The sequence below is a fragment of the Sphingomonas sp. CV7422 genome (assembly GCF_027945725.1).
Classification (GTDB): domain Bacteria; phylum Pseudomonadota; class Alphaproteobacteria; order Sphingomonadales; family Sphingomonadaceae; genus Sphingomonas; species Sphingomonas kyungheensis.
In genome coordinates this window covers 215,535-241,733 of sequence record NZ_CP115900.1, presented here as the reverse complement: position 1 = coordinate 241,733, position 26,199 = coordinate 215,535, and the positions used below count along the sequence as shown (strand labels likewise).

At 71.2% G+C, this 26,199-nt stretch carries 27 protein-coding genes; 10 read left to right on the top strand and 17 right to left on the bottom strand.

Going from position 1 to position 26,199, the window contains the following annotated elements; genetic code table 11:
• Window positions 1-31 precede the first annotated feature (31 nt).
• Together PBN85_RS01225 and PBN85_RS01220 are read left to right on the top strand one after the other, a co-directional pair.
• Entirely contained in the window at window positions 32-1,474 is a 1,443-nt protein-coding gene (locus PBN85_RS01225; RefSeq protein ID WP_271299888.1) for a mannitol dehydrogenase family protein, read from the top strand.
• Window positions 1,475-1,571: 97 nt separating this feature from the next.
• Window positions 1,572-2,882 (top strand): glycoside hydrolase family 130 protein, encoded by a 1,311-nt coding sequence (locus tag PBN85_RS01220; protein WP_271299887.1) that lies wholly within the window; start codon window positions 1,572-1,574, stop codon window positions 2,880-2,882.
• Window positions 2,883-2,897: 15 nt separating this feature from the next.
• Here PBN85_RS01220 and nudC read toward each other — a convergent pair whose 3' ends face one another.
• The 3 genes from nudC to PBN85_RS01205 are packed head-to-tail and all read right to left on the bottom strand — an operon-like array spanning window position 2,898 to window position 6,180.
• Entirely contained in the window at window positions 2,898-3,779 is an 882-nt protein-coding gene (nudC, locus tag PBN85_RS01215; protein WP_037531559.1) for an NAD(+) diphosphatase, read from the bottom strand.
• A complete protein-coding gene (locus PBN85_RS01210) occupies window positions 3,776-5,125 on the bottom strand; it encodes a serine hydrolase domain-containing protein (protein WP_271299886.1) in 1,350 nt (449 codons plus the stop codon). Before PBN85_RS01210 ends, nudC begins: the two co-directional genes overlap by 4 nt.
• Entirely contained in the window at window positions 5,122-6,180 is a 1,059-nt protein-coding gene (locus tag PBN85_RS01205) for an A/G-specific adenine glycosylase (protein WP_271299885.1), read from the bottom strand. The genes PBN85_RS01210 and PBN85_RS01205 overlap by 4 nt, the downstream gene beginning before the upstream one ends.
• Window positions 6,181-6,206: 26 nt before the next feature.
• Here PBN85_RS01205 and PBN85_RS01200 point away from each other — a divergent pair, with 26 nt between their 5' ends.
• The 4 genes from PBN85_RS01200 to PBN85_RS01185 all read left to right on the top strand — a co-directional run bounded on the left by PBN85_RS01200 (window position 6,207) and on the right by PBN85_RS01185 (window position 12,007).
• Window positions 6,207-6,719 carry a DUF721 domain-containing protein gene (locus tag PBN85_RS01200; RefSeq protein WP_235199495.1) on the top strand — a complete coding sequence of 171 codons (513 nt, stop codon included), beginning with the start codon at window positions 6,207-6,209 and terminating at the stop codon, window positions 6,717-6,719.
• 5 nt (window positions 6,720-6,724) lie between these two features.
• A complete protein-coding gene (locus PBN85_RS01195; RefSeq protein WP_037531683.1) occupies window positions 6,725-7,390 on the top strand; it encodes a DsbA family protein in 666 nt (221 codons plus the stop codon).
• A 40-nt stretch (window positions 7,391-7,430) separates the two neighbouring features.
• Window positions 7,431-8,159, top strand: a complete 729-nt coding sequence (locus PBN85_RS01190) for a thioredoxin domain-containing protein (protein ID WP_271299884.1) — start codon at window positions 7,431-7,433, stop codon at window positions 8,157-8,159.
• A gap of 449 nt (window positions 8,160-8,608) precedes the next feature.
• A complete protein-coding gene (locus PBN85_RS01185) occupies window positions 8,609-12,007 on the top strand; it encodes a chromosome segregation SMC family protein (protein ID WP_271299883.1) in 3,399 nt (1,132 codons plus the stop codon).
• Between the two features lie 20 nt (window positions 12,008-12,027).
• On the opposite strand, the gene PBN85_RS01180 is transcribed toward PBN85_RS01185, so the two are convergent.
• Window positions 12,028-12,201, bottom strand: a complete 174-nt coding sequence (locus PBN85_RS01180) for a hypothetical protein (RefSeq protein WP_271299882.1) — start codon at window positions 12,199-12,201, stop codon at window positions 12,028-12,030.
• A gap of 131 nt (window positions 12,202-12,332) precedes the next feature.
• Between PBN85_RS01180 and PBN85_RS01175 the strand changes: the two genes are divergently transcribed.
• The 3 genes from PBN85_RS01175 to PBN85_RS01165 all read left to right on the top strand — a co-directional run bounded on the left by PBN85_RS01175 (window position 12,333) and on the right by PBN85_RS01165 (window position 15,538).
• The gene (locus PBN85_RS01175; protein WP_271299881.1) at window positions 12,333-13,580 is read left to right on the top strand and encodes a putative DNA modification/repair radical SAM protein; all 1,248 of its coding nucleotides are present in this window, start codon (window positions 12,333-12,335) and stop codon (window positions 13,578-13,580) included.
• 63 nt (window positions 13,581-13,643) lie between these two features.
• Window positions 13,644-14,129 carry a hemerythrin domain-containing protein gene (locus PBN85_RS01170; protein ID WP_037535853.1) on the top strand — a complete coding sequence of 162 codons (486 nt, stop codon included), beginning with the start codon at window positions 13,644-13,646 and terminating at the stop codon, window positions 14,127-14,129.
• A gap of 8 nt (window positions 14,130-14,137) precedes the next feature.
• Window positions 14,138-15,538, top strand: a complete 1,401-nt coding sequence (locus PBN85_RS01165; protein ID WP_271299880.1) for a UdgX family uracil-DNA binding protein — start codon at window positions 14,138-14,140, stop codon at window positions 15,536-15,538.
• Window positions 15,539-15,617: 79 nt separating this feature from the next.
• Here PBN85_RS01165 and PBN85_RS01160 read toward each other — a convergent pair whose 3' ends face one another.
• Window positions 15,618-16,412, bottom strand: a complete 795-nt coding sequence (locus PBN85_RS01160; RefSeq protein ID WP_037535857.1) for an aldo/keto reductase — start codon at window positions 16,410-16,412, stop codon at window positions 15,618-15,620.
• A gap of 75 nt (window positions 16,413-16,487) precedes the next feature.
• Between PBN85_RS01160 and PBN85_RS01155 the strand changes: the two genes are divergently transcribed.
• The gene (locus PBN85_RS01155; protein ID WP_037535859.1) at window positions 16,488-17,120 is read left to right on the top strand and encodes a DedA family protein; all 633 of its coding nucleotides are present in this window, start codon (window positions 16,488-16,490) and stop codon (window positions 17,118-17,120) included.
• On the opposite strand, the gene PBN85_RS01150 is transcribed toward PBN85_RS01155, so the two are convergent.
• From PBN85_RS01150 to PBN85_RS01095, 12 genes are all read right to left on the bottom strand, one after another.
• Entirely contained in the window at window positions 17,104-18,537 is a 1,434-nt protein-coding gene (locus PBN85_RS01150; RefSeq protein WP_271299879.1) for a hypothetical protein, read from the bottom strand. The genes PBN85_RS01155 and PBN85_RS01150 overlap by 17 nt on opposite strands.
• Window positions 18,538-18,677: 140 nt before the next feature.
• A complete protein-coding gene (locus tag PBN85_RS01145; RefSeq protein WP_037535862.1) occupies window positions 18,678-19,160 on the bottom strand; it encodes a hypothetical protein in 483 nt (160 codons plus the stop codon).
• Between the two features lie 11 nt (window positions 19,161-19,171).
• Complete coding sequence (locus tag PBN85_RS01140; RefSeq protein ID WP_271299878.1) at window positions 19,172-19,735, bottom strand: demethoxyubiquinone hydroxylase family protein; 564 nt, start codon at window positions 19,733-19,735, stop codon at window positions 19,172-19,174.
• Window positions 19,732-20,214: a disulfide bond formation protein B gene (locus PBN85_RS01135; RefSeq protein WP_271299877.1), complete on the bottom strand. Its 483-nt coding sequence runs from the start codon at window positions 20,212-20,214 to the stop codon at window positions 19,732-19,734. Before PBN85_RS01135 ends, PBN85_RS01140 begins: the two co-directional genes overlap by 4 nt.
• 7 nt (window positions 20,215-20,221) lie before the next feature.
• Window positions 20,222-21,595: a S41 family peptidase gene (locus PBN85_RS01130; RefSeq protein ID WP_271299876.1), complete on the bottom strand. Its 1,374-nt coding sequence runs from the start codon at window positions 21,593-21,595 to the stop codon at window positions 20,222-20,224.
• A 98-nt stretch (window positions 21,596-21,693) separates the two neighbouring features.
• Window positions 21,694-22,836 (bottom strand): murein hydrolase activator EnvC family protein, encoded by a 1,143-nt coding sequence (locus tag PBN85_RS01125; RefSeq protein WP_271300816.1) that lies wholly within the window; start codon window positions 22,834-22,836, stop codon window positions 21,694-21,696.
• Between the two features lie 39 nt (window positions 22,837-22,875).
• Window positions 22,876-23,298 (bottom strand): 23S rRNA (pseudouridine(1915)-N(3))-methyltransferase RlmH, encoded by a 423-nt coding sequence (locus PBN85_RS01120; RefSeq protein WP_037535866.1) that lies wholly within the window; start codon window positions 23,296-23,298, stop codon window positions 22,876-22,878.
• A 1-nt stretch (window position 23,299) separates the two neighbouring features.
• Complete coding sequence (gene rsfS / locus PBN85_RS01115; RefSeq protein ID WP_051583654.1) at window positions 23,300-23,644, bottom strand: ribosome silencing factor; 345 nt, start codon at window positions 23,642-23,644, stop codon at window positions 23,300-23,302.
• A gap of 58 nt (window positions 23,645-23,702) precedes the next feature.
• Window positions 23,703-24,323 carry a nicotinate-nucleotide adenylyltransferase gene (locus tag PBN85_RS01110; RefSeq protein WP_271299875.1) on the bottom strand — a complete coding sequence of 207 codons (621 nt, stop codon included), beginning with the start codon at window positions 24,321-24,323 and terminating at the stop codon, window positions 23,703-23,705.
• Window positions 24,320-24,601, bottom strand: coding sequence for a type II toxin-antitoxin system RelE/ParE family toxin (locus tag PBN85_RS01105; protein ID WP_271299874.1), 282 nt, complete (start codon window positions 24,599-24,601; stop codon window positions 24,320-24,322). Before PBN85_RS01105 ends, PBN85_RS01110 begins: the two co-directional genes overlap by 4 nt.
• The gene (locus PBN85_RS01100) at window positions 24,598-24,852 is read right to left on the bottom strand and encodes a hypothetical protein (protein WP_037535870.1); all 255 of its coding nucleotides are present in this window, start codon (window positions 24,850-24,852) and stop codon (window positions 24,598-24,600) included. Before PBN85_RS01100 ends, PBN85_RS01105 begins: the two co-directional genes overlap by 4 nt.
• A gap of 51 nt (window positions 24,853-24,903) precedes the next feature.
• A complete protein-coding gene (locus tag PBN85_RS01095) occupies window positions 24,904-26,166 on the bottom strand; it encodes a glutamate-5-semialdehyde dehydrogenase (RefSeq protein WP_271299873.1) in 1,263 nt (420 codons plus the stop codon).
• Between the last annotated feature and the right edge of the window lie 33 nt (window positions 26,167-26,199).

The window sequence follows — 26,199 nt, the reverse complement described above, 5'->3', positions numbered from 1 at the left end:
GGCGACGGGACAGTGACGAGAGGCAGGCCCTGTGACCCGATTGACCCGCAGCACGATCGACCGTCTGCCCGCCGGCGTCACGCCGCCCGCGCCGCCGGGCGACGGCGTCGGCATCGTCCACTTCGGCCCCGGTGCCTTCCACCGCGCGCACCAGGCCGCCTATATCGACACGATCCTGCACCATGATCCGCGCTGGGGGATCGCCGCGGTGTCGATGCGCAGCCGCTCGACGATCGACGCGCTCGCCGCGCAGGACGGGCTCTACACGCTGGCGATCCGCGATGCCGAGCCGGCGCTGCGGGTGATCGGCGCGCACCGCCGCTTCCTCGCCCCCGATGCCGCGGCGGAGACGCACCGGCTGCTCGCCGATCCCGCCGTCGCGCTGGTGACGACGACGGTGACGGAGAAGGGCTATTGCCTCGCCGGCGACGGCACGCTGGACGTGGCGCATCCCGATATCGTCCACGATCTCGCCGGGGCGGCAGTGCCGGCGAGCGTGGTCGGCTGGATCGTCGCCGGGCTCGCCGCGCGGCGCGACGCGGGTGTGCGGCCGTTCGTGCCGATGCCGTGCGACAATCTCGCCAGCAACGGCGCCAAGCTCCACGCCGCGCTGGTCGCCTTTGCGCGGAGGCGCGACGCGGGACTGGCCGACTGGATCGCGGGCGAGGTGCGGGTGCCGTCGACGATGGTCGATTCGATCACCCCGGCAGCCGACGAGGCGCTATACGCCAGCGTCGCCGCGGAAATCCGGCTGGAGGATCGCGCCGCGGTCCAGCGCGAGCGGTTCACCCAATGGGTGATCGAGGATGTCGGGCAGGCGGGACCCGATCTCGCCGCGGCGGGCGCGACGCTGACCGGCGACGTCGCGGGATATGAGAAGGCCAAGCTGCGCATCCTCAACGGCGCGCATTCGACGCTCGCCTATCTCGGGCTGCTGCGCGGCCATGCCAGCGTCGCGGCGGCGATGGCGGACGAGGCGCTCGCCCGGTTCGTCGACGCGATGATCCGCGACGACATCATGCCGATGCTGCCGACGGTGCCGGGGCTCGACCTCGACGGCTATCGCGCCGCGGTGCTCGCGCGCTTCCGCAACCCGGCGATCGTCCACCGGCTCGACCAGATCGCGATCGACGGGTCGCAGAAGCTGCCCTACCGGCTCGGCGACACGCTCGCCGCGCATCGCGCCGCCGGACGGATGCCGCGCCATGTCGTCGCCGCGCTCGGCGGCTGGATCGCCTTCCTGCTCCAGCGCAGCCGTGAAGGGGTCGCGATCATCGATCCGGCGGCGGCCCAGCTCACCGCCGCGGCACAGGGCGCGGAGCCGGCGACCTTGGTCCGCCGCCTCGCCGAAGCCGGCATCGGCCTGCCGCCGCAGATCGCCGGCGATCCGCCTTTGCTCGACGCGATCACCGCCGCGGCGCGTGCCGCGGACGCACGCGACTGGCACGCCCTGCTCGCCGGCAATCATTCCTGACACACCAGACGTGGTAGAAAGGGACCCACCGGGCCGGTTACGCGTCTGACGTGGGACGCCGGCAGCCGCCGGCGGGATCGCTTATCCGGAGGGTCCCTTGGCCGCTTCCTTCGTCCGCCACCTCACGCCCACGCTGCTGCCCGATCCCAAACGCACCGTCATCCGCCCCTTCCTACCCGAAGACCCCGATCCGTTCCGAGTCGAGAGCAAGCCCCGCGGCGACCGGATCGTCGAGCGGATGCTGGCGATGCCCGAAGAGGCCATCGACGCGCAGGTCGCCACCGTCGTCGAGGGGCTGGGCTCGCGCCACCGCGAGATCCCCGGACTGCTGCTGCGCCGCTTCGACGAGGTCGCGCCCGGACTGAAGCTCGATCCGACCCTCGCCGATTCGCGCAAGATGCTGATCGGCGCCTATTTCAGCGCCGAATATTCGTTCGAGGCGGCGGCGCTGTTCAACCCCAGCATCGTCCCCCATCCCGATCAGGGCGACTGCCCGGACGGCGCGATCCGCTTCGTCCTGTCGCTGCGCGGGATCGGCGAGGGGCATCTGTCGTCGGTCACCTTCCGCACCGGCATCTGGGGGCCGGGGGAGGATCAGCTGGTGATCGACACGCCGAGCGGTCAGGGCGTGCCGCCGGTGATCGAGCAGCCCGCGCCCGAGCTGATCCGCGAAATCGGTGCGAAGGCGCTGGTCCAGCTCAACTGCCGCGACGCGCGCGAACCGTCGGAGACGGTGCTGTTCCCGGTGGTCGAGAGCCAGAATCGCGGCATTGAGGATCTGCGCCTCGTCCGCTTCCGCGACGATGACGATCGCGAGACCTATATCGGCACCTATACCGCGGTCGGCGGCCAGGGCGCGCGGCAGGAGGTGCTGCAGACCGACGATTTCCGCCTGTTCCACATGCATCCGGTCGACGGGCCGGTGGCGAGCGGCAAGGGCATGGCGCTGTTCCCGCGCCGGATCGACGGCAAGTTCGCGGCGCTGTTCCGCCACGACAACGAGAACCTCTGGTATGCGACCAGCGACACGCCGCTCGCCTGGGACGATCCGGTGCGGATCATGACGCCCGAATATCCGTGGGAGTTCGTGCAGATCGGCAATTGCGGCTCGCCGATCGAGATCGACGAGGGCTGGCTGGTGCTGACCCATGGGGTGGGCGTGGTGCGCAGCTATTGCATCGGCGCCGCGCTGCTCGATCGCGACGATCCGACCAAGGTGCTCGGCCGCCTGCCCGAACCGCTGATCGCGCCGGACGGCGAGACGTGGGACGGCTACGTGCCCAACGTCGTCTATTCCTGCGGCGCGCTGGTGCGTGGGCGGACGCTGCTGCTGCCCTATGCGCTCGCCGACGACATGACGAGCTTCGCCACCGCATCGCTCGACGAACTGGTCGCGGCGATGCGGTGACGGGTCGCCCGCGGTTCAGCCGGCGGCCGGCTCCGCCGCCCAGACGGTCAGCAGCGTGTGCGCGATCGCATAGGGCGGCGGCGGCAGGAACGGCCCCGCTTCGCCCGCCAGCACCGCGCGGACCATCTCGCGCGGCACCCACATCGCATCCTCCAGCTCGTTGGTGTCGAGCGTGATCGCATCGTCCTCGGCGACGCCGACACAGGCGATCATCAGCGACGAGGGGAAGGGCCAGGGCTGGCTGGCGACATAGCGGACCTGGCCGACGCGCACGCCGGCTTCCTCGCCGATCTCGCGCGCCACCGCCTCCTCGATCGATTCACCGGGTTCGAGGAAGCCGGCGAGCGCCGAATAGCGCCCCTCGGGCCAGCCCTTGCCGCGGCCGAGCAGCGCGCGCCCGTCATGTTCGGCGATCATGATCACCACCGGGTCGACACGCGGGAAATGTTCGGTGCCGCAGGCATCGCACAGCCGCCCCCAGCCGGCGCGGAAGGCGTGCGTCGTCGCGCCGCAGCGCGCGCAGAAGCGATGCCGCGCATGCCAGTCGAGCAGGCTGCGCGCCGTCGCATAGGTCGCTGCCTCGCCCGGCTGCAACGCGGCGAGCACCGCCATCAGCGCCGGCGAGCGCATCGCCGGCGCCGTCCCCTCCTCGCCCGCCGCGGGCAGCACCGCGGCATGCGCCCGGCCCTGCGCGTCGAGCCCGAGCAGGACCAGCTCGGCATCGGCGGGCACCGCGTCGCGCGCGATCCAGGCGAGCTGCCCGTCCGCGGCGACCGCCGGCATCAGCCCGTCGAGCGCCAGCACCCGCGCATCGGCAAGCTTGGCGGCGAGCGCTTCGGCATCGTGGCGCAGCGCATCGGCACGATCGAGCGTGCCGCCGGTGAAGCCGGGGGTCATCGCTGCCCCCGCGCCATATCGGCGATGAACGCGCGCACCGTCTGTTCGCGCACCGGCCAGCGGTCGGCCGGGAAGTAATTGACCATGATCGTACCCCGTATCTTCTTCACCGGATCGACGAAGGCGATCGTCCCCGCCGCCCCGCCCCAGCCATAAGTGCCCTTAGACGGAATGCCGCCCGGCCCGTCGGCGAGATAGACCGAGCCGCCCGCGCCATAGCCCATCGGCGTCGCCTGACCGCTCGCCCCGCCGGTCGCGCCGCGCACGCCGCCATAGCTGACGCCGGCGGGGAGCAGGTTGGACAGGGCGAGCCGCACCGTCTCCGGCTTGAGGATGCGCACGCCGTCGAGCGTGCCCTCGTCGCTCAGCATATGGAGGAAACGGTCGTAATCGCGCGCCGAACTGACCAGCCCGGCGCCGCCATAGGGAAAGCTCGGCGGCTGGAGGAAGACCGAAGTCGCGGCGGGATCGAGCGGCACCAGCGCCTCGCCGGTGAAGGCGTAATTGGTCGCGAGCCGCCCCGCCTCCGCGCGCGGCACCGTCCAATAGGTCGAGGTCATGCCGAGCGGCGCGAGGATGCGGCGATTGACGAACTGGTCGAACGGCATGCCGCCGGCGACCTCGATCACCCGACCGATCACGTCGAGCCCGACCGAATAATGCCATGCGGTGCCCGGCTGCGCGATCAGCGGCGCCTGCGCGACGCGATCGGCGAAGGCGGCGAGCGTCGCCGGGCGGGTGCGGCGCATCGCCGGCTCGATGCTCGCGCTGACCGCGGCGGGCAGGATGCCGAGCCGCTCATATTCCCTGAGCAGCGCCCCCTTGGCGAGGATGTTATAGCTCAGCCCCGAAGTGTGGGTGAGCAGCATGCGGATCGTGATCGGGCGTTCCGCCGGCACGCCGGCAAGGCTGGTTTCGGGATGCGTCGCCACCGTCATATGCGCGAAGGCGGGAATGTAGCGCGCGACCGGATCGTCGAGGCCGATCCTGCCTTCCTCGATCAGCAGCATCGCCGCCATCGCGGTGATCGGCTTGGTCATCGAATAGACGCGCCACAGGCTGTCGGGTGAGACCGCGGCGGCATCGTCATCGCTGGCGAGCCGGCCCGCCGCGACGAAGCGCGTCGGCTGGTCGCCGATGCCGAAGGCGGCGACGATGCCCGGCATCTTGCCGTCCCGGACATAGCCGTCGAACAGCGCCTGCGTCTGCGGCAGGGCGGCGTTCTCCGTTGCGGTTCCCGTCGCCGTCGCAGGGGACGGCAGCGGCCCGCCCGGCGCGGCGGCGGTGAGCAGCGCGACGAGGCCGAGGCCGAGCGTCGATCCGACAATCCGGTGCAATCGCGTCATCCGTCCTTCCTCATGATCGCCGCGGCGGCCTTGGCGAACAGCGTCGGCAGGCCGGCACGGTCGAGTTCCGCGATCGGCCACCATTCGCCCTCCGCCGCCTGATGCGCCTGCCCCCCGGCGACGGCAAGCGCGAGTTCGAGGTCGAAATGCGTGAAGCCATGCGCAACCGTCGCGTTGCGCATCTGCCAGTCGGCGGTGACCGGTGCGTCGGCGAGGCCCGGCGGCGCATCGCTCCACGGTCCGGTCGGCAACGCGCGCATGCCGCCGAGCAGACCCTTGCCCGGTCGGGTGACGAGCAGCACCGCGCCGTCGCGTTCGAGCCAGAAGATCGTGCCGTGGCGCTGCGGCTTGGCCTTCTTCGCCGCCTTGACCGGCAGCGCGTCCGGCGATCCTTCGTGGCGGGCGCGGCATTCGGCGGCGAGCGGGCAGAGCAGGCAGGACGGTTTCTTCGGCGTGCAGATAGCCGAGCCGAGGTCCATCATCGCCTGCGCGAAGTCGCCGGCGCGCGCGTCGGGCGTGATCGTGTCGGCGGCGGCGCGGATGGCGACGCGCGCCTGCGGCAGCGGCTGGCGGATCGCGAACAGCCGCGCGACGACGCGCTCGACATTGGCGTCGACCACCACCGCGCGCCGGCCGAAGGCGATCGCCGCCACCGCCGCCGCGGTATAGGCGCCGAGCCCCGGCAAGGTCCGCAGCACCGCCTCGTCCTGCGGAAAGACGCCGCCGTGATCGGCGACCACCGCCTTCGCCGCGGCGACGAGGTTGCGTGCGCGGGCATAATAGCCGAGCCCCGCCCAGGCGGCCATCACCTCCGCTTCCTCGGCGGCGGCAAGGCTGGCGAAATCGGGCCAGCGCGCCACCCATGCCGCGAACCGCGGCCGCACCGCCGCCACCGTCGTCTGCTGCAGCATCACCTCCGACAGCCAGACGCGATAGGGATCGGCGGTCTCGCCGGGCAGCGCGCGCCACGGCAGCAGGCGGCGGTGCCGGTCGTACCAGGCAAGCAGCACCGCGGATATCGCCGCGGCATCGGGATAAGAGCGAGTAGCGTCCACGACTTGGCTATGGCATGGAGCCGGCGATGAGCAAGCGCATCCGCGCCCCCGAAGCCGAGCCCCCCCGCCAGAATCGCGCCCGCGCGGTGAGCGAGCTGCTGCCCGCCATCCACGGCGCCGCATTCAAGCGATTCGGCTTCGTGCAGAGTGCCTTGGTCACGCGCTGGCCGGAGATCGTCGGCACCCGCTGGGCCGCGGCCTCCGCCCCCGAATCGCTGCGCTTCCCGCCGGGCAAGAAGGCGGACGGCGTGCTGACCATCGTCGTGCGCGGCGCCCATGCGCCGATGATGCAGCATATCGCGCCCGAGATCATCGAGCGGGTCAACCGCTTCTTCGGCTATGTTGCGGTGGCCCGGCTGACCATCCGCCAGGGCGAGGTCGCCAAGCCGATGCCGCGCAGCGCGCCTGCGTCGCTCAAGCCCGCCCCCGCCGAGATCGGCGAGGGGCTGAAGCGGATCGCCGATCCCGAATTGCGCGCCGTGCTCGAATCGCTCGCCGCGGGCGTCCACGCCAGCCGCGGCCTTCCCAGGATAGGATGATCGCCATGACGACCCTGCCCCGCCTCGCTCCGCTCGCCCTGCTGCTCGTCGCCGCCGCGCCCGCCGCCGACAGCGGCCAGACCGTGCGCCAGACCGCCAAGGGCGCCTATGTGATCGGCAGCCCGACCGCGCCGGTCAAGCTGATCGAATATGGCAGCTACACCTGTTCGCATTGCGCCGACTTCGCCGAAAAGAGCGCGCCCGTGCTGAAGGGGCAGATGATCCCTTCGGGCAAGGTCAGCCTGGAATATCGCCATCTGATCCGCGACCCCGCCGACCTCGGCGCGGCGATCCTCGCGCGATGCGGCGGCGCCCGCGGTTTCGCCGGCGCGCATGCGATGATCTTTGCGACGCAGGCGACATGGCTGGACAAGGCCGGCGCCTATCAGCAGGCGCATCCCGACATCGCCGCCAAGCCGCTGATCGTCCAGGCGCGCAGCTATGCCGATGCGAGCGGACTCACCGCGGCGATGCTCAAGCGCGGCCTCACCCCGGCGAAGGTCAACGCCTGTTTCGCCGACAAGGCGGAGGTGGCGCGGATCACCGCGATGACCGGCGACGCGCCGATCGAGGTCAACAGCACGCCGACCTTCTACATCAACGGCGAACTCCAGCCGCCTGCCGGCTGGGACAAGCTCGAACCCGCCCTGCGCGCCAAGGGCGCGCGATAAGAGACAGGCGCGCCACGGGCGCACAATAACGGAGCCTTTCATGAAGATGTTTGCCTCGCTCGCCGTGCTGTCGCTCGCGCTGGCGGGCTGTTCGAAGGAGGCCGGTACGCCGTCCGCCCCGGCCAGCCCCGCCGCCGCGGTCGCCGCACCCGCCGGCCAGAGCTGGACCGAGACCGCCTCGCGCACTGCCGAGGGGACGATCGTCGGCAACCCCAATGCGCCGATCAAGCTCGTCGAATACGGCTCGCGGCTGTGCCCGACCTGCGGCGCGCTGGCGCGCGAGGGCTTCGCGCCGTTGCTCGAAAAGTACGTCAAGCCGGGCAAGGTCAGCTTCGAATATCGCGAATTCCTCGTCCACGGCGCACCCGACCTGCCGCCGGCGCTGCTCGGCAATTGCACCGATGCGAGCGCCTTCTTCCCGATCCTCGAACAGATGTATCAGGCGCAGGAAGGCTTCAACACCAAGCTGCAGGCGATGCCGGCGGCGATGCAGCAGCAGTTGCAGAGCGCCAAGCCGGTCGATGCGATCCGCATGATGGCCGAGCAGATGGGCCTGATCGACTTCGCCAAGCAGCGCGGCATTCCCGAAGCCAAGGCGCGCCAGTGCCTCGGCGATATGAAGCAGATCGACCGCTGGACCAAGCAGACGCAGGACAAGAGCGCCGACGGCACCGTCACCGGCACGCCGACGCTGATCCTCAACGGCAAGAAGATCGACGCGCTGAGCTGGGGCCAGCTCGAGCCGCTGCTCAAGGCGGCGGGGGCGTAAGCGCGGGTACGGGGGAAGCGGTAGGTTTCGCCGGCCTCGACTTCCCCTGACCGGTCGTGTCGATTGGCGTGCGGGCGCGACGATATGGGTTCGCGCGGAGGCGCGGCGACGAAGGTTTTTCGCGCAGAGGCGCAGAGGCCGCAGAGGCATAGGGTCGTCCCGACGGCCTCGCCTCGAGCCGGCCCGCCCTACCCGACCGTTCGCCCTCCGCTTGTCGAAGGCGGGTGAGTCTCATGCCCTTCGACAAGCGGAGGGCGAACGGGATGGTAAAGGTGGTGCCCGACCTTTGAGCTCGGAAAGCGCGTCACGCGCGTATCCTCTGCGCTCTCTACGCCTCTGCGGGCGCGGCCCTTCTTCTCCGCGCCTCCGCGCCTCTGCGTGAACCCCTATCCCCCGCGGCCACACGCCACCCTCTTGCCACGCCACGTCAGAAGCGGCACCCGCAGCCGGTGCAGATCAAGCGGCTTCGCATCGCCGGGTTCAAGAGCTTCGTCGATCCGGTCGACCTCGTCATCGAGCGCGGGCTGACCGGCGTCGTCGGGCCGAACGGCTGCGGCAAGTCCAACCTGCTCGAAGCGCTGCGCTGGACGATGGGCGAGAACAGCGCCAAGTCGCTGCGCGGCGCGGGGATGGAGGACGTCATCTTCGCCGGCACCGCGACGCGGCCGCCGCGCGATTTCGCCGAAGTGTCGATCCTGCTCGACGCGCCCGTCCCCGGCGGCGAGGTCACCGAGCGCGAGGTCGTGCGCCGCATCGAACGCGGCGCCGGCAGCGCCTATCGCATCGACGGGCGCGACGTCCGCGCCAAGGACGTCGGCCTGCTCTTCGCCGATGCGGCGACCGGCGCGCACAGTCCGGCGCTGGTCAGCCAGAACCGGATCGGCGCGGTGATCGCCGCCAAGCCGGCCGAACGGCGCGCGATGCTGGAGGATGCGGCGGGGATCGCCGGCCTGCACGTCCGCCGCCGCGATGCCGAACAGAAATTGCGCGCGACCGAGGCCAATCTGCTGCGGCTCGACGAGCTGATCGCCGATCAGGATTCGCGCGCCGGCCATCTGCGGCGGCAGGCGCGTGCCGCCGAACGCTATCGCTCGCTGTCCGACCAGATCCGCGTCGCCGAGGCGCGGACGATCTTCGCGCGCTGGCGCGAGGCCGCCGCCGCCGCCGACGCCGCGCGCGCCGAGGCGGAGGCCGCCGACGCCGCGGTCGCCGCCGCCACCGCCGCCGAACAGGCGGCCGCCGCCGCGCAGGCCGAGGCCGCCGCCGCCGTCGCGCTCGCCCGCAGCGCTGCACTCGCCGCCCGCGACGCGGCGGGCGAGGCAGGCCATCGCCTCGCCGGCCTGCGCAGCGAGCGCGCCGCCGCGGCCCGGCGCGTCAGCGAGCTCGCCGAGGCCCGCCGGCGCATTGCCGAGGATCGTGCCCGCGAAGGCACGCTCGCCGCCGATGCCGCCGCCGCGCTCACCCGGCTGGCGGACGAGGTCGCGACGCTCGATGCCGCGATCGCCGCGGCGGCGGCGGCCATGCCCGATTGCGATGCGGCGCTGGCGGCGGCGGAGCGCGACGCGCGCGATGCCGAGGTCGCGCTCGCGCAGGGCATGGCGCGGCAGGCGAGCGAGGCGGCGGAGGCGCGCGTCGCCGACGCGGCGCTCGCCGCGGCCCGCGCGCGCGCCGATCGGGCGGAGCGCGAGGCGGCACAGGTCGCGCAGGCGCTCGCCGCGCTGGGGGATGCGGAACCGCTCACGGCGGCGCGCGACGCGGCCGCGGTGCACCGTCGCGAGGCGATCGCCGCTGCGGAAGCGGCCCGCGCGACGCTCGCCGCTGCCGAGGATGCCGAGCGCACCGCCGCCGCCGATCGCGACGCCGCGGAGAGCGCGCGTGCCGCCGCCCGCGCCGAGCTCGCCGCGCTCGACAGCGAGGCGGCGGCGCTGGCCAAGGCGACGCAGCGCAGCGGGCGTGACCGGCTGCTCGATCATGTCGCGCCGGCCGCCGGCTATGAACGCGCGCTCGCCGCGGCGCTGGGCGACGATCTCGATCGCGACCTCTCCGCCTGGACCGGTGCGGCAGTCGCTGGCGATGATCCGCCGCCGCCCGCCGCGACCGAGCCGCTCGGCGCGCATGTCGCCGCGCCCGCAGCACTGGCGCGGCGGCTGGCGCAGGTGTTCGTCGGCAGCGAGAAGGGCCAGCCGCTCGCGGTCGGGCAGCGCTTGGTGACGCCGGACGGGCGGCTGCGGCGGTGGGACGGCTATGTCGCGCGCAACAGCGGCGCCGCGGCGGCGGAGCGGCTCGAACGGCTCAACCGCCTGCAGGCGCTGGCCGCCGCGCGTCCTGCCGCCGCCGCGGCGCTCGACGCGGCCGAGACGGCGCGCCGGGCGGTCGAGGAGCGGATCGCCGCGGCCCGGCGCACGGCGCAGCAGGCACGGTCGGCGCTGGCGCAGGCGGAGACCGCGGGGCGCGACGCCGCGCGCACGGAAGATCGTGCCGCGACCGCGCTCGAACGGCTCGCCGGCCAGCGCGCCGACCTCGACGCGCGCGCCGCCCGGATCGGCGGCGAACGCGACGAGGCCCGCGCCGACCAAGCCGCGGCGCAGGCGGCGCGCGATGCGCTGCCCGATGGCCGCGACGGTGCCGCCGCGGTCGCGGCGCTGGCGCAGATCGCCGACCGGCACCGCGCCGCCGTCGCGGCCGCGCGCGACCGGCGCACGACGCTCGATCGCAGCGTCCAGGCGCAGCGCGAGCGGCTCGCCGCGGCGCAGGCCGACGTGCGCAGCTGGCGCGCCCGCGCCGGCGAGGCGGCGAAACGGATCACCGCGATGGACGCGCGCGATACCGCCCTCGCCGTGGAGGTCGCGGAGGCGGAGGGTCGCCCGGCCGCGCTCGACGCAGCGATCCTGACGCAAGCGGCCGGACATGACGCCGCCCGCCGCGACGCTGAGACGCAGGCGGCGGCCGAACGCGATGCCGAGCAGCGCTCCCGCGCGGCGGAGGCGGCGCAGCGCGCGGCGATCGAGACGCTGAGCCGCGCCCGCGAATCGCGCGCCGGCAGCACCGCGCGGCGCGAGCATCACGAGCAGCGCCGCCTCGAGTTCGGTCGCCTGTCGGGCGAGCGGTTCGGCTGCCCCGCGCCGGTGCTGCCCGAGCGGCTCGCCTTCGCCGTCGCCGAGGTCCGGACGCCCGATCAGGAAAGCGCGGCGCACGACCGGCTCGTCGCCGATCGCGAGCGGATCGGCCCGGTCAACCTCGTCGCCGAGCGCGAACTCGCCGAGATCGAGGCGAGCCACGCCGCCAATGCCGCCGAGCGCGACGAGATCGGCGAGGCAGTCAACCGGCTGCGCGGCTCGATCGGCACGCTCAACCGCGAAGGCCGCCAGCGGCTGCTCGCCGCCTTCGCCGCGGTCGACGGCCATTTCCGCCGGCTGTTCGCCACCCTGTTCGACGGCGGCGCGGCGCACCTGCAACTCGTCGACTCGGACGATCCGCTCGAGGCCGGGCTGGAGATCCTCGCCCAGCCGCCGGGCAAGCGTCTCCAGTCGCTGACCCTATTGTCCGGCGGCGAGCAGGCGCTGACCGCAGTGGCGCTGATCTTCGCGCTGTTCCTCACCAACCCCGCGCCGATCTGCGTGCTCGACGAGGTCGACGCGCCGCTCGACGACGCCAATATCGAACGTTTCTGCGACCTGCTCGAACGGATGTCGCGGGATACGGATACCCGCTATCTGGTCGTCACGCACAATGCGGTGACGATGAGCCGCATGCACCGGCTGTTCGGCGTGACGATGGTCGAGCGCGGCGTCAGCCGGCTGGTCTCGGTCGATCTCGGCGGCGCGACCGAGCTGCTCACCGCGGAGTGACGGGCCGCGCCGCCGGCGCGTCAGGCCCGGCCGCGCAGCCGCGGTCGGCGCAGCAGGCCCGCGATCACACGGCTGGTGTAGAGCAAACACATCTCCTGATGCACCGCGGCGGCGGCGGGATGGTCCGCCTGGATAGCGCGCACCGCTTCGGTGAACGACCGGTCGGACAGATAGGGCGTGTCGCTGCGGATCATGGTCTCGTCCTCCTCCAGCCCCTGCCAGACGCGTTCTGCACCGCGCGCATTGCGGTGATATTGCCCTCGATCAATATCATGTGTCCGCCGCCGACCTTGTCGCCACCCGATGCGGAACGTATATCGAACGAATGGCGCAGCTCGACACGCGGGAAAAGCTGGCGATCCTCGCCGACGCAGCGAAATATGACGCGTCCTGCGCGTCGTCCGGCACCGCCAAGCGCGACAGCCGCGACGGCAAGGGGCTGGGCTCGACCGAGGGCATGGGCATCTGCCACGCTTATGCGCCGGACGGGCGCTGCATCAGCCTGCTCAAGATCCTGCTGACCAACAGCTGCATCTTCGACTGCCATTATTGCATCAACCGCAAGAGCAGCAACGTCCGCCGCGCCCGCTTCACCGCCGACGAGGTCGTCAAGCTGACCATCGCCTTCTACAAGCGCAATTATATCGAGGGGCTGTTCCTGTCCTCGGGGATCATCAAATCCTCCGACTATACGATGGAGCAGATGGTCGAGGTGGCGCGCAGCCTGCGCGAGGATCATCACTTCCGCGGCTACATCCACCTCAAGACGATCCCCGACGCCGATCCCGAGCTGGTCCATCAGGCCGGCCTTTACGCCGATCGCGTGTCGATCAACGTCGAGCTGCCGACGGTCAGCGGCCTCAAGCGGCTCGCGCCCGAGAAGGACGGCGCGCGGATCGAGGGCGCGATGGGCGAGGTCAAGGCGTCGATCGCCGACAACGGCGACGCGCGCAGGAAGTACAAATCCGCGCCGCGCTTCGCCCCTGCCGGCCAGTCGACGCAGATGATCGTCGGCGCCGACGCCGCCACCGATGGCGAAATCGTCACCCGCGCTTCGACGCTCTATGACCGCTTCGGCCTGCGCCGCGTCTATTACAGCGCATTCAGCCCGATCCCCGATGCGAGCACGGTGCTGCCGCTGCAACGCCCGCCGCTGATGCGGGAACATCGCCTGTATCAGTCGGACTGGCTGATGCGCTTCTACGATTACAGCCCGCACGAGGTGGTCGCCGCCGCCGACGATGCGACCGGCATGCTGCCGCTCGATATCGATCCGAAGCTCGCCTGGGCGCTCAAGTTCCGCGACAGCTTCCCGGTCGACGTCAATCGCGCGCCCCGCGAGCTGCTGCTCCGCGTCCCCGGTCTGGGCGTCAAGGCGGTCAACCGGATCGTCGCCAGCCGCCGCTGGCGCCGGCTGCGGCTCGACGATGTCGCACGGCTGACGGTGAGCGTCGCCAAGGTCCGCCCGTTCATCGTCGCCGAGGATTGGCGGCCGGTGCTGCTCACCGATCGTGCCGATCTCAAGCCGCTCGTCGCGCCGAAGCGGCAGCAGCTCGAACTGTTCGCCGCCTGAGAATGATTCACAGGTGAAACGCTCCGTCGCCTCGCCGGTTGGTCGCCGCGAAGGAGACGGACGATGGCGCTGGCGCAGATTTACGCGGACCTCAAACGCGATCACGACAAGCAACGCGACATGCTGAAGCAGCTCGCCGAGATGCAGGGCGCGGGCGAGGAGCGTCAGCGGCTGTTCGAGGCGTTCCGCCTCGAGGTGCAGAGCCACGCCGCCGCCGAGGAGGAATCGCTCTACGCGACGATGCTGCGCGATCCCGAATTGCGCGACGATGCGCGCCATTCGGTGAGCGAGCACAAGGAGGTCGACGACCTGCTCGGCGAGATGGCCGACGAGGAGTTCGGCTCGGATGCGTGGAGCGAAAAGTTCTTCCACATGCGCCGCCGCTATGAGCATCATATCACCGAGGAAGAGGAAGAGATGTTCCCCGCCGCCGCCGAGGAACTCGACGATTCGACCGAGGAGGAGCTCGCGACGATCTACGAAGAGCGCAAGCCCGAGGAATTGGAGATCGCCAAGTCCAACCCGCCGGGCGGCGACGAGCGGGACTGACGCGCCGCATGCGCCTCGCGACGCTGTCCGCGCCCGACGATTTCGATGCGTGGCGCGACGCGGCGCGGGGCTTCGCCGCGGCGGACGTCCCGCCCGACGACGTCGTCTGGCAGGTCGGTGCCGCGCCCGCCGACCTGTTCGCCACCACCACGGACACGACGGTGCCGCCGCCGGTGCCGGGCACGCTGTCGGTACCGCGCGCCTTCCTCGACCTCGCGCGCAGCGTCGTCATGGCGGCGGAGCCCGAGCGGTTCGCCCTGCTCTATACCGCGCTGCACCGTCTGCGCCGCGAGCCCAAGCTGATCGAGGATCATGCCGACCCGCTGGTCCGCCGGCTGGAGGTGCTGGCCAAGAACGTCCGTCGCGATATCCACAAGATGCGCGCCTTCCTGCGCTTCCGCGAAGTCGCCGACGATGACGGCGCCAGCCGCTACGTCGCCTGGTTCGAGCCCGAGCATCATATCGTCCGTGCCAACGCCGCCTTCTTCGTCAACCGCTTCGCCAGCATGCGCTGGTCGATCCTGACGCCCGAGCTCTCGCTGCACTGGGACGGCGCGATGCTCTCCGAAGGTCCCGGTGCGGCGAAAGGCGACGCGCCCGACGGCGATCCGACCGAAGAGGTGTGGAAGACCTATTACGCCAGCATCTTCAACCCGGCGCGCGTCAAGATCGGCGCGATGCTCAAGGAGATGCCGCGCAAATATTGGAAGAACATGCCCGAAACGGCGCTGGTCGGCCAGCTGATCGCCGGGGCGCAGGCACGGGAGAGCGGGATGATCAGCCAATCACGCGAGGCGCCGACGATCGGCGACAATGTCGCGGCGGCCTGGGCGGCGCTGCGCGACGAGGCGGCGGCGTGCACGCGCTGCCACCTCTATAAACACGCGACGCAAACGGTGTTCGGCGAAGGGCCGGTCGATGCGGCGATGATGTTCGTCGGCGAACAGCCGGGCGATCAGGAGGACCTTGCCGGTACGCCGTTCGTCGGCCCGGCGGGACAGGTGTTCAACCGCGCCATCGCCGCCGCGGCGATCGACCGCGGGCAGGTCTATGTCACCAACGCGGTCAAGCATTTCAAGTTCGAGGCGCGCGGCAAGCGGCGCATCCACGCCAAGCCCGACACCGGCGAGATCGAGGCCTGCCGCTGGTGGATCGAACAGGAGCAGATGCTCGTCCGCCCGCAGGTGACGGTGGCGCTCGGCGCGACGGCGGCGCGCTCGCTGCTCGGCCGCACGGTGACGATCGGAAAGGAGCGCGGCCGTGCGCTGCGTCTGCCCGACGGCGGCGAGGCGTGGATCACGGTCCACCCGAGCTATCTGCTCCGCCTGCCCGATCCGGCGCAGAAGGAGGCGGAGTTCGTGCGGTTCGTCGAGGATCTCAAACTGGCGAAGGCGGCGGTGGGCGGATAAGCCCCCCTGCGGTACGGGAGGCAGGCCGCCACGCGTCAGCGCCGCGCGCTGCCACCTCCCCGTACCGGGGCGGATCGGATCACATGTCGAGCGGGTCGGGTCCCAATCGCTCGCCGGCTTCGAGCGCGTCGATCGCCGCCATCTCGTCGGCGCTCAGCGTCAGGTCGAGCGCGGCGTAATTGTCGCTCATATGGTCGTTATCCGCCGCCTTGGGGATGACCGAAAAGCCGTGCGCGAGGTGCCAGGCGAGCACCACCTGCGCCGCCGATCGCGCATGCGCTTCGGCGATGCGGACGATCTCCGCCTCGCGCAACAGCGCGCCGCCCTGGCCGAGCGGGCTCCACGCCTGCGTCACGATATCATGCGCCTGATGATAGGCGACGAGATCGCGGCGCTGGTGGCGCGGGTGCAGCTCGATCTGGTTGAGCACGGGGGTGACGCCGGTCGCGGCGATGATCGCGTCGAGATGCTCGGGCAGGAAGTTGGACACGCCGATCGAGCGCGTCTTGCCCGCATCGCGCAACGCGATCAGCGCCTTCCACGCATCGATATAAAGGTCCTGCGCCGGCGAGGGCCAGTGGATCAGATAGAGGTCGACCGCGTCGAGCCCGAGCAGCGCGAGGCTTTCGTCGAGCGCCGCTCCGGGATCGCCCTGCCGGTCGTTCCACAATTTGGTGGTGACGAAGGCGTCGCTGCCCTGCACGCCCTCGCCGACGCCGCGTTCGTTGCCATAAATCGCCGCCGTGTCGATCAGCCGGTAGCCGAGGTCGAGCGCCTTGCGGACCGCGAGCGGCGCCTGCGGATCGGGAAGCTTCCAGGTGCCGAGCCCGAGTTGCGGGATGCTGCGGCCGTCGTTCAGGGTCAAATCGGTCATGGCGGGACGAGCGCGCGAGTCGCCCCGCCGGTTCCCCCTTCCCTTGGCCGCCCTGATCCGCCAAGCCCCGGACCCATGTTCGAAAAGATCCTGGGCGTTCTCGCCACCTTCACCATCTGGGTGATCTCGAGCGGCGGCTATGTCGGCATCGCCGTGCTGATGGCGATCGAAAGCGCGTGCATCCCGCTGCCGTCGGAGATCATCATGCCGTTCGCGGGCTATCTGGTTTCGACCGGACGGTTCGACCTGATCCTCGCCGCCACCGCGGGCGCGATCGGCTGCAATATCGGCTCGATCGTCGGCTATGAGGTCGGCAAGCGCGGCGGGCGACCGATGGCGGAGCGATGGGGCCGCTATGTGCTGATCGGGCCGGGCGAGCTCGACGCCGCCGACCGCTTCTTCGCGCGCTGGGGCAGCATGGCGGTGCTGGTCGGCCGGCTGCTGCCGGTGATCCGCAGCTTCATCGCCTTCCCCGCCGGCGTCGCCCGGATGCGGCTGCTGCCGTTCCACGTCTACACCTTCCTCGGCTCATGGCCGTGGTGCTTCGGCCTCGCCTGGGTCGGGATGACGCTGGGCGACAAGTGGAACAGCGATCCGCGCGTCAAGGCGGCGTTCCATCGCGCCGACCTGCTGATCGGTATCGTCGTGATCGCGCTGGTCGCCTTCTACATCTGGCACCGGGTGCGCGGGCTCAAGCGGCACGGCTGACGCGGCGCGCCAGCCACGCCAGCGCCGGCACCGCCAGCACCGCCCACAGCGCGAACCCGGCCCATGGACTCCAGCCGAACCATTCGCTCGGCACCGTCCGCAGCAGCCCGCGCGCAAAGGCGACGGCGACCCACTGCCCGACCGGGAAGGTGACGAGCGGCGGCGTATAGATTTCGGCCGCGGCGATCATTGCATTGACCGCGATCGACAGCGTCAGCAGCAGCGTCATCGCCAGCCGCTCGCCGCGTCCCCCCGCCCGCCACCATTCCGCCGCCAGCCCGAGCGCGAGCGGCGCCACCGCCGGGATCAGGAAGCGCGGGCCGGTGGTGTTGCCGCCGTCCCAGTACACATAGGCGGCATTGACCAGCAGCACGATCAGCGCCGTCGCGATCGCGGTGATCGCCAGAGCGCGCCGCTTCGGCCGCCGCAGCCAGGCGACGAGGCCGAGCGGCGCGAGCAGCAGCACCGGCGCGACCCAGACGAGCCCGAGCTGGAAGCTGAACAGCACCGCGCGCATCACCGTCAGCCGCGGCCAGCCCAGCCCGAACAATCCCTGATGCATCCCTTCCCAGCCGACCACGCCCGAATAGCCGACGCGGAACGGCATGCCGAAAGCGATGATATTATACGCGGCGAGCGGCAACAGCGCGACGATCCCCGCCGCCACGGCGATGCCGGCGAGCCGCAGCCGGTCGGCACGGTCGCGCAGCTGCCACAGCGCCCACAGCCCGATCGGCACCGCGGCGAGCACCGCCTGATGCTCGACCACCACCGCCCAGCCGAGCGCCGCCCCGGCGATCGCGGCATATCGCCGCGTGCCGCTTCGCCCGCCGCTGCCGCGCCAGATCGCCCAGAAGGCCACCCCATAGCAATCGGCGACGACGGCATGGCCGAGCAGCGTGGTCGACCAGCCCCATATCGGTGTGCCGAGCGCATAGCCGAGCGCCGCGAACAGCCCGGCGGCGGCGCTGCCGGTCAGCCCCATGCCGAGGTCGAACAGCAGCACCGCGGCGAGCGCGGTCAGCACCGCCGGCCCGATCGCGACCGCGATGCGGGTGCGCAAGCGCAGATAGGTTTCGAACTCCGGTCCGCCGGGGACGGCACCGAAATCGGCGGCGCGCGTGCCGGTGACGGCATCGGCGATCCACACCGCGGGCAGCGCGGCCAGCGTCATCCCCGGCGCCTTGTCGAGATAGGCGTGACCGGCGAAGCTCGCCTTGTCGATGGTGAGCGCGGCGAATTCATCGATCGTCGCGTCGCCGTCCTCGACCAGGCTGATCGCCGCGAACAACCGCGTCGCGTTATTCGGGTTGAGCTCCCACGAGCCGAACCAGGCGCAGCTGAACCAGACCAGCGCGAACAGCAGGATGCGGACGGGGCGCATCGCGCGTCGCGCCGGTTCAGTCGTGATCGTCATCGTCGCCCCTCAACACGCCCGCCGACCCGTCGCTCGCCGTTCAGATGGCGGCGTCGGGTGCCGTGGCATGCCCGTAACCATAAACGGCCCCGGCGGTAATGGTCGAGGGCGGGTGGTCGATCACGCGACGACGTGCCGCGTCAGGGCAGCCGTGCCTCTTCCGCCTTGCGCGCCTGATTCTCCTTGCGCGCGGCGCGGGCGCTTTGCAGGAAGCAGCCGGTCTGGCCGCCGGCGCCGACGGTCGAGCAGCTGCCGGTGCTGTTGGCGCCGACGCCCGCGTCGAGCGTCCCCTGCGCGCGCGCCGCCCAGCTTTCGTTCTGCGGCGTCACCTGGAATTCGCGCAGTTCCTTGGGCACGCGATATTGCTCACGCGCGCTGCGCCGTTCGCAGACTACGATCTCCGCGCCGTCATTGTTGGTCGGGCAGCGTTCGTTGCCGTAGAGCACCAGCACGCCGTTGACCGGGGCGCGCTTGGCGACCTCGCCCGGCGTCGCGATCACCACCGGCTTGGCGGTGCCGGGGCCGGCGGGGGTCTGGGTCACCTGCGCTGCGCCGGGCCTGGCCTGTTGCGCCAGCGCCGGCATGGCGCTCGTCAGCACCGCGATGGCGACGATGATACGCATGGATGCTCCTCTCAAATCCGCTTCGCCGCGGCGATCGCCACCTTGCAGCCGAGCCGGATCAATCCGCTCAGCACCGGATAGGCGACGGCGTTTTCCGCACCGTTGGCGAGCGCATGATCGCGATGTTCGAGCTCCTCGGCCTGGAATTCGAGGATCGCGGCGGACAATTCGGGTTCGCTCGACCCGAGGTCGTCGATCTGCTGCTGGTAATGTTTGTCGATCTCGGTCTCGACCGCAGCGGTGCAGGCCATGGCGGCATTGGGACCGATCGCCGCGGTGATCGCGCCGAGCGCGAAGCCCGCCTTGTCCCAGAACGGCTGGAACAGCGTCGGCCGCACGCCGCGCTTGACGATCAGGTCGTCGAAGAAGGCACGGTGCCGCTCCTCCTGGCTCGCCATATGATGGATCGCGCGGCTGGCGGGATGACGGTCGCCGAGCACGGCGAGTTGCCCCGCATAGATGCGGATCGCGCCGAACTCGCCCGCCTGATCGACGCGGATCATCGCCTCGGTCGGCTCGCGCCGGTCGCCGGGGCGCCAGCGGGGCGGCGGCAGGGTCGCACTGTCGGCAGTCATCGCGCTTTCCTCATCAGCCACAGGATCACCGCCGCGCCGCCGAGCGACAGGATCGCATTGAACCCGGCGAGCGAGATGCCCGCGAACGTCCATTGCGCGACGTCGCAGCGGACCACCGGCGCCTTCATCAACGCCGCCAGCCGCGCATCGGGTCCGAGCCCGCGCAGGTCGACCGTCTGGGTGCAGGCGGTGAAGCCGTTCCACCAATGATATTCGACACCGGCATGCGCGACGCCGATCGCGCCCGACGCCGCGATCAGCAGCGCCGCGATCACCACCAGCGTCCGCGCCAGCCGCGGTGCCGGCAGCAGGAAGGCGAGCAGCGCGACGACCAGCGCCGCATAATGCGGCCAGCGCTGCCAATGGCACATCTCGCACGGGTAGAGATGGCCGATGAGCTGCGATCCCCAGGCGCCGGCGAGCAGCGCCGCGGGCAGCAGCAGGGCGATCCAGCGGGCGAGACGCGCGGTGCCGGTCATCGCCCGATCACTTCGCCTTGGCGGCGGGCGTCGCCGCGGGCACCGGCAGCTTGGGCCGGGTCGCCGCGGCGACCTGCGCCGGGCCGCCGAGCCGCGCCACCGTCTTCAGCGCATAATAGAGCTGGAAATCGTCGATCCCCTGCTTCTTGAGCTGATCGGCGGTCATCGCGAAGCGCGGATCCTCCTTGGTATCCTCCTCGAGGATCTTGTTGTCGGCCTTGACCTCGTTGATCAGGTGGCGGCGCAGGTCCGCCTCGCGGAACACCGGACGCGACTTGAAGTCGGGATCGCTGAGCTGCGGCACCTTGATGTCCGGCTCGATCCCGCCCTCCTGCACGCTCCGTCCGGACGGGGTGTAGTAGCGCGCGGTGGTGAGGCGCAGCGCGGTCTGCGGGCCGAGCTGGAGCAGCGTCTGCACCGATCCCTTGCCGAAGCTGCGCTCGCCCATCACCAGCGCGCGGTGATGATCCTGCAACGCGCCGGCGACGATCTCCGAGGCGGAGGCGGTGCCGGGGTTGGTCAGCACCACCACCGGCAGGCCATGCGCGTCGTCACCGGGCTTGGCGAAGTACCGCTCGATGTCGGTCTTCTCGCGGCCGCGCTGCGAGACGATCTCGCCATGGTCAAGGAAGGCGTCGCTCACCGCGATCGCCTGGGTCAGCAACCCACCGCCATTGTCGCGCAGATCGACGACATAGCCGAGCGGCCGATGGCCGAGGCTCTTGTCGATCGCCATGATCGCCGCGCGCGTATCGGCGCCGGTGCTTTCCGAGAAGGTGTTGATGTTGACGTAGCCGACGTCGCCGCGCACCTCCCATTTCACCGGCTTCTGGGTGATGACCTCGCGGTTCATCGTCACCTCGACCGGCTTGTCCTGACCGGGACGCACCAGAGTAAGGCTGACCTTGCTGCCCGGCTTGCCACGCATCAGCGCGACCGCCTCGTCCAGCGTCTCGCCGTAGATCAGCTTGCCGTCGATATGGGTGATATAGTCGCCCGACTTGACGCCGGCGCGATAGGCGGGCGTGTCCTCCTGCGGCGCCACCACCTTGACCGCGCCGTCCTCCATCTGGACGGTGAGGCCGAGGCCGCCGTAATTGCCCTCGGTCTGGATGCGCAGATTGTCGTAATCGAGCGCGTCGACATAGCTCGAATGCGGATCGAGGCTGGCGAGCATGCCCTGGATCGCGCCCTTGATCAGCTTCTGGTCGTCGACCTTGTCGACATAGTCCGACTTGATGCGGTTGAAGACGTCGAGGAACTGGTCGAATTCGCGATAGGTATCGGTATCGACCGCGGCCATCGCCTGTGTCGCGAGCGGAATGAGGCACAGCGAGCCAAGCAGGGCGGTCGCGGTAAGTAGCGGTAGCGGACGAGCCATCGAACATCCTGAAGGCGGAAGAGACCGCGTCCGTTTAGCCGCAATCTCCGGCGGGAGCAAAGCAGAGCGCGGCTGAACGAACGCTGACCTTCGCCGGCTCAGCCGAGCAGCGCGGCGATGTCCATCGGCCGGCCGCGGCGGCGCAGCTCGACGGTGATGCGCGCGGGTTCGCCGGGGGCGGCGCGGCCGAGCGGAGCGCCGGCGGCGAGCCGCTGACCCGCCCGCACCGCGAGCAGGCCGAGTCCGGTGACGAGGCTGGTCCAGCCGTCGCCGTGATCGATGATGACGATATCGCCATAGCCGCGGAAGCGCCGCGCATAGCGGACGACGCCGGCGGCCGGTGCGATCACCGCGGCATCGTCGGCGACCGCGAAGGTCAGGCCGCGCGCGCGGACGCCGGCGTCGGACACTTCGTCGAGCCCGGTGACCAGCCGGCCGCGGACCGGCAGCCGATAGACGCCGTGCATCCGTACCGGCGCGACGCTGCCCGGCGCGAGCGGACGCGGCACCGGCCCGGGCAGCGCGGCGAGATCGGCGGCGGTGACACGCGCCGCATCGCCCGCGCCGAGCGAGTCGACGAGGTCGCGCGCCCGTTCGCCGAGCGCCAGCGCGCGATCCGACTCGCTCAAGGCGCTGCGGCCGAGCGTCTCGCTGCGCTGGCGGTGCGCCGCGGCGAGCCGGTCGAGCGCGGTGCGATCCGCCTCCAGCCGCGCGCGCCCCTGGCGCAGCGCCGCCGCGGCCAGCGCCGCATCGCCCTGCAATGCCCGGGTCGCGCCGATCGCCTGCTGCACGCCCTGCGTCCGCGCCCGCACCACCGGCAGCGCCCCGCCGAGCACGGCGCGGACGTGGACGAGATCGGCGATCGAACCCGGCTGCGCGACGGCGACCAGGGTCGGCCGGCGCGCGAGCGACGACAGGGCGGCGAGCAGCCGCGCGACCGGCGCCTGCTGCGCCGCGAGCCGCGCCTGCTGATCGGCGAGCAGTCGCGCGACGATCGCCTGCCGCGCGCGCGCGGCGACCAGTTCGGCCTCGGCCGCAGTGACCCGCGCGGCGAGCGCCGCTTCCTCGGCGCGCGCCTTGTCGGCCGCATCGCGTTCGGCGGCGGCGTCCCGTGCGAGATCGGCCGCGCGCCGGACGGCCTGCGCCGCATCGCGCTTGGCGGCGGCGAGTCGCTGCCGCTGATCGGCGAGGCTCTGCCCCGCGGCGGGCAGGCTCAACGCGGCGAGCGCCGCCACGAGCATCGCGCGGCGGCGGCGACGTGAGGGGCCGGTCACCCCCACTCACCCCTCCCGGTGATAGGGATGCCCGGCGAGGATCGACGTCGCCCGGAACAATTGCTCGGCGAGCATCGCGCGGGCGAGCAGATGCGGCCAGGTCGCGCGACCGAAGGACAGCAGCAGATCGGCCTCGGCGCGCTCGGCGTCGCCGAAACCGTCCGCCGCGCCGATCAGGAAGCGCACCTCGCGCGTGCCGGTGTCGCGCCAGCGTTCCAGCCGGCGCGCGAAATCGAGCGAGCCGAGCACCTCGCCCTTCTCGTCGAGCAGGACGCGGATCGTCTGCGCCTCCAGCGCGGGCAGCTTGCCGCCGGTATCGGGCAGCTCGGTGATCCGCATCGGCCAGCCGATCCGCTTGACATATCGCGCCACCAGATCGGCCTCAGGCGAGCGGCCGATCCGGCCGCGCGCGACGATATGCAGCAGAATGTCAGGCCTCTGGCGCGGCGGCGGGCAGCGGCTTGAGCGACGACGAGACGGTATCGCCGAACTGCCACATCCGCTCCAGATTGTAGAAGGTGCGCACCTCCGGCCGGAACAGATGGACGATCACGTCATTGGCGTCGATCAGCACCCAGTCGGCGGTCTGCAGGCCTTCGATCCGCACGGTGCGCTTGCACTCGGCCTTGATCTTCTCGGCGAGCTTGTTCGCCATCGAGGCGACCTGACGCGTCGACCGGCCGCTGGCGATGATCATATGATCGGCGATCGTCGACTTGCCGGCGAGCGGGATGGTGATCACTTCCTCGGCCTGGTCGTCTTCGAGCGACGCCATGATCAGCCGATGCAGCGCCTCGACTTCGGCGGGATCGGCGGGACGCACGGCATGGGGGTTAGTCGCCAAGGGGACTCCTGGGTTGCTGGGCCGGATGGCGCCGGTGCCAGTCGGGATCGGCCGCTCGGGCCGCGGTGGCGGAAGTCGGGTCGGGGCGGAAGCGCAACAGCACGAGTGCCGGCAATCTCCACGTCGTCCAAAGCTTCGCGTGGCTTGCGGGCCGTTGGAAGCGCCGCAGCCAACCCATGGCGACGCTCGCCCGGGCCTGATGTTCATACCCCGGACGCGCGATCACCGCAATCGGCATCGTACGCGCGATCTCGCGCCAGCCGCGCCAGCGATGGAATTGCGCGAGGTTATCCGCGCCCATCAGCCAGATGAACTCGCGCCTGGGATAGCGCCGCTGCAGCTTGCGCAGCGTATCGCGGGTGTAGCGGGTGTGCAGCCGCGCCTCGATATCGGTCGCGCGGATCGGCGCGCGGCGCGCCTGCGCCTTCGCCGAGGCGAGGCGGATCTTCAGCGGCGCCATGTCGCTCACCCCGTCCTTCAACGGGTTGCCCGGCGACACCAGCCACCAGCATTCGTCGAGGTCGAGCGCGCGAATCGCCGCCAGCGTGATCGCCCGATGCCCGCGATGCGCCGGATTGAACGAGCCGCCGAGGATGCCGGTGGGGGTCAAGAGATCATCCAGTTTTCGCGCCCGTGATGGACGCGGAGAATCTCCACACCTGCCGGCACGACGCGGTAGAGCAAGAGATAATAGGTTCCGGGGACACGCCACTTGCGCTTGTCGTCTTCCATCCGGGGCCCGGCGTATGGATGCTCGGCAAGGAAACGGGCGGCCCGCACCGCAGCGCGGCCGACATGATCGGCATGGGCGGGATCGTCCTGCGCAAAAAAGTCGTCGATGCCGGCGAGATCATCCAGCGCCCGGCGCGCCCAGATCGCGCGCCTCACTGTCGCTGGCGAGCCGCCACGCGAGCCTCGAACCAGGCTTCCACTTCTTCCTGCGTATGGACCTCGCCGCGTTCGACGCAATCGATCCCTTCCTGCACGAAGGCGCGCCAATCGACGGCATCCTGGGTAGCCCGGCGGATCGCATCGGCGGCGAATTGCGGACCGCTGATGCCGCGGGCGCGAGCGAGATCCTCCACCAGCGCCAGCGTTGCTGTGTCGAGCGGAGCGGTAATGGAGCCGGCGGCAGTCATATCCCTATCCTACGCCCGCCGATACTCGGCTTCAACCGACACCACATGTCGTCAGGACCGCACCTGCCCGCTCCCCCGCCCGACCCATTTGTAGGTCGTCAGCCCTTCGAGCGCGACCGGCCCGCGGGCGTGGAGGCGGCCGGTGGCGATGCCGATCTCAGCGCCCAGGCCGAATTCCCCGCCGTCGGCGAATTGGGTCGAGGCGTTCCACAGCACGATCGCGCTGTCGACCTCGGCAAGGAAGCGTTCGGCGACCGCGGCATCCTCGGCGACGATCGCGTCGGTATGGTGCGAGCCGTGGCGGGCGATATGCGCCATCGCGCCCTCGACGCCGTCGACCAAGGCAACCGAGGCGATCGCGTCGAGATATTCGGTGTCCCAGTCCGCCGCGTCCGCCGGTATGACGATCTCGCCGATCGAGGCCTCGAGCGGATCGCCGCGCACCTCGCACCCCGCCTCCTGCAACGCCTCGACCAGATCGACCGGCGCGGCGAAGGCGCGGTCGATCAGCAGCGTCTCCATCGCGCCGCAGATGCCGGTGCGGCGCATCTTGGCGTTGACGACGATCGCCCGCGCCATCGCCGGATCGGCGGAGGCGTCGACATAGACGTGGTTGATGCCGTCGAGATGCGCGAGCACCGGCACGCGCGCCTCGGCCTGGACGCGCGCGACGAGGCTCTTGCCGCCGCGCGGCACGACGAGGTCGATCGCCCCCTCGGCGGCGAGCATCGCGCCGACCGCGGCGCGATCGGTGGTCGGCACCAGTTGCACCGCATCGCCCGGCAGGCCGGCGGCGGCGAAGCCGGCGGCGAGCGCCGCCGCGATCGCGCGATTGCTGTGCGCCGCTTCGGACCCGCCGCGCAGGATCGCGGCATTGCCCGCCATCACGCACAAAGCCGCGGCATCGGCGGTAACGTTGGGGCGCGATTCGTAGATGATGCCGATCACGCCGATCGGCACGCGGACGCGACTGAGCTGCAATCCGTTGGGGCGCGCGCTGCGATCGATCGTCATGCCGACCGGATCGGCGAGCGCCGCCACCGCCGCCACGCCATCCGCCGTCGCCGCGACGCGCGCCGCATCGAGCCGCAACCGGTCGAGCAACGCGCCCGACAGGCCACGCGCCACGCCCGCCGCCATGTCGCGGGCATTGGCGGCGAGGATCGCCGGCGCCGCCTCGCGCAGCGCGGCGGCAGCGGCTTGGAGCCCGGCGGCCTTGCGCAGGGTCGGCAGGCGGGCGAGCGCCGCGGCGGCGATTCGCGCGCGGCGGCCCATGTCGGCGATCAATTCGGTCGGATTGTCTGCGTCAGCCATGGCGTTCGTTACCATCAACTGCCCTCTCGCGCC